General features: G+C 48.3%; 9 protein-coding genes and 1 pseudogene. 7 read left to right on the forward strand and 3 right to left on the reverse strand.

Annotated elements, in window-relative coordinates:
* Positions 1-134: pseudogene (locus ACRCZA_RS16065) on the forward strand (bacterioferritin); the annotation flags it as partial.
* A 424-nt stretch (positions 135-558) separates the two neighbouring features.
* Positions 559-1632 carry a DNA polymerase IV gene (dinB, locus tag ACRCZA_RS16070; protein WP_438675393.1) on the forward strand — a complete coding sequence of 358 codons (1074 nt, stop codon included), beginning with the start codon at positions 559-561 and terminating at the stop codon, positions 1630-1632.
* A gap of 67 nt (positions 1633-1699) precedes the next feature.
* On the opposite strand, the gene ACRCZA_RS16075 is transcribed toward dinB, so the two are convergent.
* The 3 genes from ACRCZA_RS16075 to ACRCZA_RS16085 form a co-directional block, all read right to left on the reverse strand.
* Positions 1700-3163, reverse strand: a complete 1464-nt coding sequence (locus tag ACRCZA_RS16075) for an aminoacyl-histidine dipeptidase (RefSeq protein WP_438675394.1) — start codon at positions 3161-3163, stop codon at positions 1700-1702.
* Between the two features lie 1291 nt (positions 3164-4454).
* A complete protein-coding gene (locus ACRCZA_RS16080; protein WP_438675395.1) occupies positions 4455-4850 on the reverse strand; it encodes a nitrous oxide-stimulated promoter family protein in 396 nt (131 codons plus the stop codon).
* Positions 4851-5002: 152 nt separating this feature from the next.
* Positions 5003-5362 (reverse strand): DsrE/DsrF/TusD sulfur relay family protein, encoded by a 360-nt coding sequence (locus ACRCZA_RS16085; RefSeq protein ID WP_438675396.1) that lies wholly within the window; start codon positions 5360-5362, stop codon positions 5003-5005.
* Between the two features lie 590 nt (positions 5363-5952).
* Between ACRCZA_RS16085 and ACRCZA_RS16090 the strand changes: the two genes are divergently transcribed.
* The 5 genes from ACRCZA_RS16090 (at position 5953) to ACRCZA_RS16110 (ending at position 9866) form a co-directional block, all read left to right on the forward strand.
* Positions 5953-6261 carry a hypothetical protein gene (locus tag ACRCZA_RS16090; protein ID WP_438675397.1) on the forward strand — a complete coding sequence of 103 codons (309 nt, stop codon included), beginning with the start codon at positions 5953-5955 and terminating at the stop codon, positions 6259-6261.
* An 11-nt stretch (positions 6262-6272) separates the two neighbouring features.
* Positions 6273-7727 (forward strand): protein adenylyltransferase SelO, encoded by a 1455-nt coding sequence (locus ACRCZA_RS16095; protein ID WP_438675398.1) that lies wholly within the window; start codon positions 6273-6275, stop codon positions 7725-7727.
* A 25-nt stretch (positions 7728-7752) separates the two neighbouring features.
* Positions 7753-8076: a DUF3630 family protein gene (locus tag ACRCZA_RS16100; protein ID WP_438675399.1), complete on the forward strand. Its 324-nt coding sequence runs from the start codon at positions 7753-7755 to the stop codon at positions 8074-8076.
* The gene (locus ACRCZA_RS16105) at positions 8073-9089 is read left to right on the forward strand and encodes a serine/threonine protein kinase (protein ID WP_438675400.1); all 1017 of its coding nucleotides are present in this window, start codon (positions 8073-8075) and stop codon (positions 9087-9089) included. The genes ACRCZA_RS16100 and ACRCZA_RS16105 overlap by 4 nt, the downstream gene beginning before the upstream one ends.
* A gap of 156 nt (positions 9090-9245) precedes the next feature.
* Positions 9246-9866 carry a thiol:disulfide interchange protein DsbA/DsbL gene (locus tag ACRCZA_RS16110; protein WP_438675401.1) on the forward strand — a complete coding sequence of 207 codons (621 nt, stop codon included), beginning with the start codon at positions 9246-9248 and terminating at the stop codon, positions 9864-9866.
* The last annotated feature ends 464 nt before the right edge of the window (positions 9867-10330 follow it).

A 10330-nucleotide genomic window follows, 5' to 3' on the forward strand; every position in this document is an offset into this window, starting at 1 on the left:
AAGACTATCAAACCCGAGAGATCCTCGAAGTGTTACTTGATGATACTGAATCGGATCATATGTATTGGCTCGAAAAACAACTCGGTCTCATTGGACGTATTGGTTTGCCTAATTATCTGCAAACCAAAATGTAAGTTAACTGCCACAGTAAGGGGGGCTGTCGTTGATGTCGCTGACTGCGGCGGGCTCTTACTGTGAGTGTGTTGAGTGCTTAACGATCATCAAATACCTCTACTATATCTAAGTGATCTAAGTGATCTAGGTGCTAATAAGTGCCAGTTGTGGCGGTTTTCCGTCTAGGATGACCGCCTGTTTATTGCGTTACAACGACAGCTTGTTGCAACGCTCATGCGTTAACGCCAATTTGATGGTGATATAGGGTAGTCACTTTCTTACCTCACTTTCTTATCTCACTGATCATCTCACTTTTTATCTGGCTTTCTCGCGTCACTTTCTCCTGTCACTTTATATACTTAGCGGGACGTTTGCGTTTGCCTGATACTGCCACACTTGATAACTGTTTTTATATACAGTATTTTGGTGGCGGAGGAATGCAATGTGCGAAAAATTATTCACATCGATATGGACTGCTATTTTGCCGCAGTAGAAATGCGGGATTTTCCTGAGTTTAGAGGCAAGCCCTTAGCCGTGGGGGGCAGTTTAGATCGCCGCGGGGTGATCAGTACCTGTAACTATGAGGCGCGCAAGTTTGGTGTGCGTTCGGCTATGGCCACTGCCTATGCGGTTAAATTGTGTCCTGATCTCATTCTAGTGCCTGGGCGCATGCAGGTTTATAAAGAGGTGTCGCGGCAAATTCGGGGAATATTTGCCCGTTATACGCCATTAATAGAGCCGCTTTCCTTAGATGAAGCTTATTTAGATGTCACTGATTGCCCGCTATATCAAGGGTCAGCGACCCTCATTGCCGAGGCCATTCGCCGCGATATCTTAATCGAAACTGGCCTGACCGCCTCGGCGGGTGTCGCACCGGTGAAGTTTTTAGCCAAAGTGGCGTCGGATCTGAATAAGCCCAATGGCCAATATGTCATCCCTCCCCAGCAGGTGGCCGCCTTTGTTAACACCTTATCTTTGCGTCAAATCCCTGGAGTTGGCAAAGTCACCGCCGAAAAGCTGGCCGCATTGGGATTGCAGACCTGTGGTCAGGTGCAGCAGTATCCAAGGCAAGCCCTCTTACAGCACTTTGGTAAGTTTGGTGCAGCGCTATTTGAGCGGGCTCATGGGATTGATGAGCGTCCTATTTGCCCGGATAGGCTGCGTAAATCTATTGGGGTTGAGACGACGCTCGCACAAGATATCAATACCTTAGAGCAGTGCCAACCGGTGATGTCGACTCTTATTGCCGAGTTACAGCGCCGCATGGCGCGAACCCTTGAGGGGGCTAAAATCCAGCGCCAAGTGGTTAAACTTAAATTCAGTGATTTTAAGCAAACGACGATAGAGCACAAAAGTGATGAGGTGTCGGTGGCGTTATTTTACAGCCTGCTAGCACAGGCGTTGACGCGGCAACATGGGCGTGGGATCCGGCTAGTGGGGGTGTCGGTGGGGTTATATGACCCTAGCTCGTCTCCAGCGCCATCGGTTGCTACCACGCAGCTTAACCTCGCATTTTAGCCGAATAGATGACCGAGCCGCGGCGAACGATGGCTCGCAACTCGGTCATTTCGTGAGGCTAAATCCCCTATTGGTCCCGAGCAGGAATGCGCTCGAGCACTGCCAGTAGCAATGTCCAATATTGGCCAACGGTGGTGATATTGACCATCTCATCGGGGCTGTGGGGGAAGCGAATGGTCGGGCCGATAGACACCATATCCATGTCTGGGTAAGGCTTTTTAAATAGTCCGCATTCAAGGCCTGCGTGGATCACCATGATCACCGGCTCTTTGTGGTAAATGTCCTGATAGGTTTCCCGCACAATCGCCATTACTGGCGAGCTATTATCCGGTTTCCAGCCGGGATAAGCGCCGCTTAAATCGATTTCGGCGCCAGTTAAATTAGCGAGTGCGGTTAACATGCCTTCGATTTGGCTCCGCCCAGAATCGATCAGTGAGCGAATGAGGCAGAGGATCGTCACCTGTTCATCGTCGGTCTTGATGACGCCGACATTGAGTGAGGTTTCAGTCACGCCTTGGATTTCATCACTCATCCGCATCACGCCGTTAGGGCACACGTGCAATAAATCGATAAGTGTGTTTTGGCTGTTCTCACTCATCACGCGTTTGGGCGTGGGGATTGGGCTTAACGTTAAGCATACATTGGGATCGGCAATGGCCAGTTCATTGCGGACTAAGGTTTCAAATGCGGTGATTTTTTCTTTTAGTGCCGCGACATTTTCCGATGGCAGCATAAAGCTGATATTGGCCTCCCGCGGGATGGCATTACGCAATGAACCACCGTTAAATTGGGTTAATTCGAGCGCTAATTCATCGGCATTTTCAAAGAGAAAACGCGCCAATAGCTTGTTAGCATTGCCGCGACCTAAGTGAATGTTAACGCCAGAATGCCCACCTTTTAAGCCCGATAACTGCAAGCTAAATGAGGCATAACTTTGCTCCGCGGCTTGCCATACCATCGGCAGGCTAATCTGGGCATCCACGCCGCCAGCGCAGCCCATGTAGATTTCGCCTTCTTGTTCAGAGTCAGTATTGATGAGGACATCAGCTTTTAGCATCCCCGGCTGCAGACCAAAGGCGCCAGTCATACCAGCCTCTTCATCGACAGTCAGTAGCACTTCTAATGGACCGTGCTTGATATCATCACTGCCTAAAATCGCTAAGGCCGATGCCATACCGATGCCATTGTCGGCACCTAGGGTGGTGCCTTTGGCTTTTACCCAATCGCCGTCGACATAGGCTTCGATAGCATCTTTAGTAAAATCATGAACTTTATCGGCATTTTTCTGTGGCACCATATCGATATGGGCTTGGATCACCACGATTTTACGGTCTTCCATGCCGGGCGTGGCAGGCTTGCGGATGATCAAGTTGCCAACGTTATCTTCAACAAGTTCAAGCTGCTTGCTGTGAGCCCATTGTTTGATGTATTGGCTTAAGGCTTGTTCGTGTTTGGAGGGATGGGGAATGGCGCAAATTTGTTCAAACCATTGCCATAAAGGTTGCGGATATAATTGACTTAAGGCTGTCACTCGAATGTCCCTCATAAGGTCTTGTGGGTATAGGGCTAAATTGTCGCCATTCTAGCACATTCTTCGCCAGCAAATAGCGATAGGATGACAGGGTTCTTTTACACTGGCAGCGAAAGTTGCCAGCGAGTGGGGGCATCAATGCCACTGTCATCGCTTGACGGAGATTACTGATAGAGGGTCGCTTTTAATATAGTGGGGCGCTTTTTAATATAGTGCGTAGCATGTTGGATATGGGTCATATCTTGATCTGCGAGTTTTTATCTCATCACTGTGGCGTCTTGATGGCGGAGCGAGTGGATGTGACATGCTGTAGATGAAAGTGGGGGGCTTAGGGCGATTAATGCTTGCTCAAGGCTGTTTAGACGAAATAATTATGTAATCTATTATTTATTAGGTGGTTAACCTTGTTTGATGACGCTTTTATGCCAAATTCATCATGTTTTTTGCAATTAATTATGTAATTTAATTACATTAAACGCCGTTAATCAAAAAAAATACAAATAGAGGTTGTAATAAAACTACATATGCATATAATGACCAGCGTGGATTGGCAGTGGGCCTTTCCTCTCTAGTCTATCCAGGATGGATATTTTTCTCCAAGGAACCGAGTGACAAGTGGTCTCAATGGATTTGAGGATCTCTAGTTCCATGGAACCGAGCCAAGCTTCACTAGAGTACTTTATCACCGTTTTGGGGGAGTATTGACTATGTCGTATATCGGCAATAACCATGTTTATTGGCAAAACACTTGGTTAAACACTGATGTTTTGCGTGGCGGTTTATTCGCCATGAACTTTAAGGCTTAACCCTCCTTAAAGTGTTGCGTTTCCATTTTCCATCAACCTTTGTCGCGCCTTTTGGCGTGTTTAGACTCAAGTAGCATATCGGTGTGTTTGCATGGGTATGCCAGGTTTTTCCCGCTAGCGCGGTAATTGACTTCCCCGAAAGGGACGCTTGAACCATGTCTTGGCCTGCTATTAAAGCAGGCTTTTTTTTTATCTAATGTCTATGCGTTCCGATGGGATCCGCTTCCTCTCTCCTTGAAGATGAAATGTTATTAAATGGATTTTGGTATTCATGAGTTGCGCTGGCCGCAAGGCTGATGGGATAGGCGCTTAGCCGCAGGGTAAAACTGTGCCTAAGCGCAGGCAAGGGGCATTATCGTGCTCCAGAGCAAGCATTAATGAGCTTAACAATGAAGGATATTGCAACTCATGCCACGCTTGCCATTTCACGCAACTCGCGATTTAACTCATTCGCCTAAGGTCGATGGCATTAGGGGCTAACGTGCTTAGTCAATTTTGGCGGGGCTGATATTATTACGGACATGCCTATTGGACGCGGCCTCTGGGATGGTTTCAGGGACGGGGCTGCGCTCGGCTAAGATATGCTTGATAGCCCGAATGGGGTGAGATAACAACATTCGTGGACCTGAAAAGATCATGATCTCTTTGACGATTTTCTTTTGTGCTGGCTTATAGCAATGTACGGGACATTGATTACAGGTCGGTTTATGTTGGCCATAAGGGCAGCGATCTAAGCGCGTGGCGGCATATTCTAATAGTTCAGCACATTCCTCACATAAGGGCTGGGAATGATGCTTGGCTTTGCAATAAATTTTCACCATGGCCTCAATGGTCTGGTGCTCGTAAAGCAGTTTGCCCCTCAGCAGAGTTGCCGTGTCCATGGAAATACCTTAGCTTGTGACTCGGATATCCCATGATAGACACGGATTTATCGACTGACAAAGGCGATAACGCGATTTTATGAAGGTGTGCACAAAATAAATCTTTAGGCCGACGAGGTCTTTACCCCATCATGACTTAGCACAAATGCAGCTTATATGTGCATCACTTTGTCAGCCGCGAGAGTCCAGCGCGCGAGTTCCTCTAAGGTGCCAATCTCGGCGCCATCAATCAGCATATCGGCATTGACTCCGCGCACGTTCGCACAGGTTTTACATAATAAAATCGGCACTTGTTGTGCACTTAAGATCTCAAACATTTGCTGCAGGTTATAGCTTAAATCGGGAGTGGTTTGATGTTTGAGAGCGCCAAAAATGGCATCAGACATCAAAAACAGCTTGAGCTCAACGGCTTGTTCATCCTGTTCTTTGAGCGCTAACGCGATACGCAGACAATTAAACAGTTTTTCGGTGCCATAGGGACTGGCGTGGGCAACAATCAGCATTTTTTGCATGAGTTTGACTCCTTTAGGGGGATTGGGGGGAATACTCGCATAAGCGGTCAATGGACCAAGGCCTCACTGCGGCCCTGCTCCCGATGTTGTGAGGGATTGTATCAAAAAATAGAATTATTTTATTGGGTTAGGGGCAATTGCCGTTAATCCGGTTTACGACTGGCATCACATACAAGCCCACTTACCAAGACGATTTTTTAAGATAGTTTGAATCTTCGCATACAGAGGCGTATACCCAGTACGATGCAATCGCAAGCAATCGCAATGAGTTACCTATCAGCGTCGGACTGAGTGCGGAGCACCGGTCTTGGCGGCAACGTCAATCGCGACAAACACACAAACGATCAACTGGCCCGAGTATGGAATGCCGCCCTTCATCTAAAAGCAGTTATCTCGGATGCGAACTCAGTGTAGAATCTGCGTCACAGGCAGCGAACGGATGGCTAACCGCGAGCCAATGGACAGTGTGTTAACTGGCAGCGAATCCTGCCGGCCGCTTCGGCGAGTGAAAGTCCAGCGCTTGGGGTTGCTGCCGTTAGGGGATCCTTTTTATCGTTTGCATTTTAAAACGTGCATTTTTGGGATAGTAAATGAAATCGAATTTTGCAGTCGCAACATTATTTATCGTCGGTTCATGGTTACAAAGTGGTTGCACTAAAACCCCGGAGTGGACACTCTTTTATTACCCCGATGCGGATGCCGCACCCACGATACCATTACAAGTTGATGATATTCATGGCTATTATGAAACGCTAGAGCAATGCCAGCGTAAAGCTCAGGGCATGAAGCGTCTGAGTGGCTCAAGTGTCAGTCATTTAGGGTTGGGCGGGTATCAGTGTGGCCAGTTATGTGAGCTCGATGATGCCTCGAGGCTTAGCTGTAAGACCTTAAGCCAATAGGTGGCCCCATAGTGGAATTCAAACAGGATTTTTTTACTCAATTACCTGATCTTTATTCCCAAGTGTATCCTCAAGGGCTGACTCAGCCCAAGTGGCTGGCTTGGAGTCATGCCGCAGCTCAATTAATTGGCTTAACCCAGCCAACCGATGAGTTGCTCCAAGGATTGTCGGGCAATGCCCAGATCGAAGGAGCGACTTATTATGCTCAAGTTTATAGTGGCCACCAGTTTGGTGGTTATACCCCGCGATTAGGTGATGGCCGCTCAATTATTTTGGGTGAGGCCTTAGGCCCCGTGGGGGCTTGGGATGTCGCGCTCAAGGGGGCGGGGCCGACGCCATACTCGCGTCACGGGGATGGCCGGGCGGTGATGCGTTCTGCCATCAGGGAGTTTCTGGTGTCCGAGGCCCTGTATCATCTAAAGGTGCCAACAACCCGAGCATTAGCGGTGATAGGATCCGATCTTCCCGTGTGGCGTGAAAGCCAAGAAACGGCGGCCATCACGGTGCGCCTGGCTCGCAGCCATATTCGTTTTGGTCACTTTGAGTATTGTTGCCACAGTGAGCGTGGCCAAACGGATAAGTTAAAGCGGCTACTTCATTTTACCCTGACCCAACATTATCCCCATTTGAGCTGTGATGCCGGTGGCTATAAGGCTTGGTTTTTACAGGTGGTGAAAGATACCGCCAAGATGATCGCCCATTGGCAGGCAGTCGGTTTTGCTCATGGAGTGATGAATACCGACAATATGTCCATACTCGGCGACAGTTTTGATTTTGGCCCTTTTGCCTTTTTGGATACTTTTCAAGAAGATTTTATCTGTAATCACTCCGATCCCGAGGGGCGCTATGCCTTTGGGCAACAGCCCGGGATTGGCTTGTGGAATTTGCAGCGTTTAGCTCAGGCGTTGACACCGGTGATCCCCTCTGATGATTTACTTGCGGCGCTAAATCAATATCAAGCCGCCTTAGTGGAGTCCTATTTAGCATTGATGCGCGCTAAATTAGGGCTGCCCTCATGGGATGCGCCAACTCAAGAGCAAGATCGGCAGGATTTAGAACTCATTGGCCGTTTTACTCAGTTAATGGAGCAAAATCACCTCGATTATGCCCAAACATGGCGCCAGTTTGGTAAGGTCGATCCCTCGAGTCGATTTAGCCCGTTACGGGATGACTTTATTGATACCCATGGTTTTGATACTTGGTATCAAGCCTATCAGTTAAGGGTCGGAGAGATCTCCGAGCTGACACACTGGCAAGCTGAGCGTAACAGCCTCAATCCCAAGTATATTTTGCGTAATTATTTAGCTCAGGAGGCGATAATCGCCGCCGAAGAGGGTAACCTTGCTCCCCTTGAGCGGCTGCAGCAGCTGCTTACCTCCCCTTTTGCTGAGCAGATTGAGCATGATGCATTCGCCCAGCGCCCACCCGCGTGGGGCCAAGGGTTAATCATGTCCTGTAGTAGTTGAGGGAATCATTGATGGAATACACACTATGGCGTTAAGTCGTTTGTCGATAACCGCCCTTAAGCTGGATCCAGAAGCCTTAAGCCTTGCGCTCAGCGCCGCTATCGACTTTGAGCGTTTTGCGGATTTTGCTGAGCCTTTGAGCCAAGCGTTAGACTGCAGCATTATTGAGCGCCAATGGGGAGCGGATAGACACCAATGGTTGCTCGAGTTTGAAGGCAGCCAAATTTGGCTCCACTACGAGTTTTACGGCGGCAGTTGTTGGCTCGCAACCCTGAGGCCAACCGATTTTGATGTGTTGGAATATTTAGCTACTTTGCTAACACCTTACCTAATAAGTGAAGCCCTATGAGTCAACCGCAAGATACGCTACACAGCAGCGCTGAGTTTCATTTTCAAGCCTTAACGCCCGATCTTATTTTAGATGCGATAGAAAGCTTAGGGATTTACCCCGAAACGGGCTTATTGGCACTCAACAGCTATGAAAATCGCGTTTATCAATTTCGCAGTGACCGAGGGGCGCGGTATGTGGTCAAGTTTTACCGCCCCGATCGCTGGAGCGATGCGCAGATCCAAGAGGAGCACGACTACGCGCTCGCCCTGGCTGCTGAAGACATCCCTATGGCAGTGCCAGTGGTGCTAGAGGGTAAAACGCTCCATCACTATCAAGGGTTTAGATTCACTCTGTTCCCCTCAATGGGGGGACGAGCCTTTGAGGTGGATAATTTAGAGCAATTGGAATTAGTCGGGCGCTTTATCGGCCGCATGCACCAATATGCCGCTCAGGATGTATTTACTGAGCGCGAGCCACTTAATCCACAGATCCATGGCGCGGAGCCATTGGCTTGGTTAAGGCAAGCTAACGTGGTGCCAGCGAGTTTGCAAACGGCATTTTTTACCGTCGTTGAGCAAGTGCTGGCTAAAGTCAATGCCATCTGGGCGCATCAAGGTTTTCACTCGATTCGATTACACGGTGATTTGCATCCCGGTAATATTTTGTGGACCCCCGATGGCCCCGGCTTTGTGGATTTAGATGATGCGCGCATGGGGCCAGCCATTCAAGATCTGTGGATGATGCTCACCGGGGATCGGGCGCAGCAACAGCTGCAGCTTGAGATCTTACTCGAAGCTTATGAGGAATTTTGTGAGTTTGATACGCGGCAACTGGCATTAATTGAACCTCTGCGAGCGCTGCGCATGGTGCATTACAATGCTTGGATTGGACGGCGCTGGCGGGATCCGGCTTTTCCGATGCATTTCCCGTGGTTTGGGGATGAAAAATATTGGGAGCAACAAATCCTCGCCTTTAAAGAACAGTTAGCCGCCTTAGATGAGCCGCCGCTTAGCCTTATTCCTTACTATTAAGGGCGCGGGTTGACTGAGCCGTTAGCATCTTTGCAGCTTAACGGCCGTGGCGAGATATCTTGTCACAATAGATTGAACTCTTAGGCTTGAGTTGCACTCAAAAAATCGAATATGTTAGTCTCCAGCCAATTACTATTACTCATTTAAGGAATTTTCATGAAAAAAGCGTTACTTATGGCAGCTGCTCTACTGTTAGCGCCCCTGACAATCGCTCCAGTTACTGCGGCTGCCCAATATGAAGAAGGCGTCCATTACACTGTGATCAACGACGGTCCGGGGACGGCCAAGCCCGAGATTATGGAGTTTTTCTCTTTTTATTGCCCGCATTGTTACACCTTCTCTAAAACCGTCGTGCCAAAGATCATGGCGGAAAAACCTGAAGGGATCGCTTTTAATCAAGCGCACGTTGACTTTATCGGCAAAGAAATGGGAGTAGAGATGTCTCGCGCGTTTGCGATTGCCCATCAATTAAATGTTGCCGAGAAGGTTGAACCAGCATTGTTCTCTGCGCTGCACGATAAAAAACAGCACTTTACTAACCGTAATGATATTCGTGCACTGTTTATTGCCAATGGGGTTGACGGTAAAGCATTCGATGCCGCTGCGGAATCCTTTATGGTGCAAGCACAAATGGCCAAAATGAAGCGTGATACCGAAAATGCCAAGCTGACCGGTGTGCCTGCATTAGTGGTTAATGGTAAATACCGTGTTGAAACGGGAGCCATCAAGTCCTATGACGAGTTGCTGGCCATTGCGTATTATTTAGCGAAAAAATAATGACGTTTGATGTGGTTAAGGGGCTCGTGGTGGCATAGTCAAGTGTGTGCCATCTCACTAGTGTCTTAACGGTAAGTCGGTTGTGCGATCAAAGGAGCCTTGCGGCTCCTTTTTTTATGTCATGTTTTTTATAGATAAATCGGTGAACAAGGTTCGTTTTAGCCGCGGAATGAGCCAAAATTGCGGTAAAAAAAAACCGTACTGCCAGATATGGCGAGTACGGAGCTGAGTCATAGACTCATTTTTACCCTGAGTAACACTGTTAATGTAGTCAGGCGTCATAAAAATGACAAGTGTCATTTTTATGACGCCTTTGGTTTCATCAAGCGATTGCTTGTTTTCATCAAAAGACTGCTTGTTGCTCGCTTAATCAGCACGCCCTTGTTATCAACACCAGCAACCCTATAGTCATTAATATCGCTTTCACTAAGATCGGCCGATGTAGCGTTGAAGATGCTGCAGCA

Origin of the sequence: Shewanella sp. (genome assembly GCF_051658185.1) — a bacterium.
Classification (GTDB): Bacteria; Pseudomonadota; Gammaproteobacteria; order Enterobacterales; family Shewanellaceae; genus Shewanella.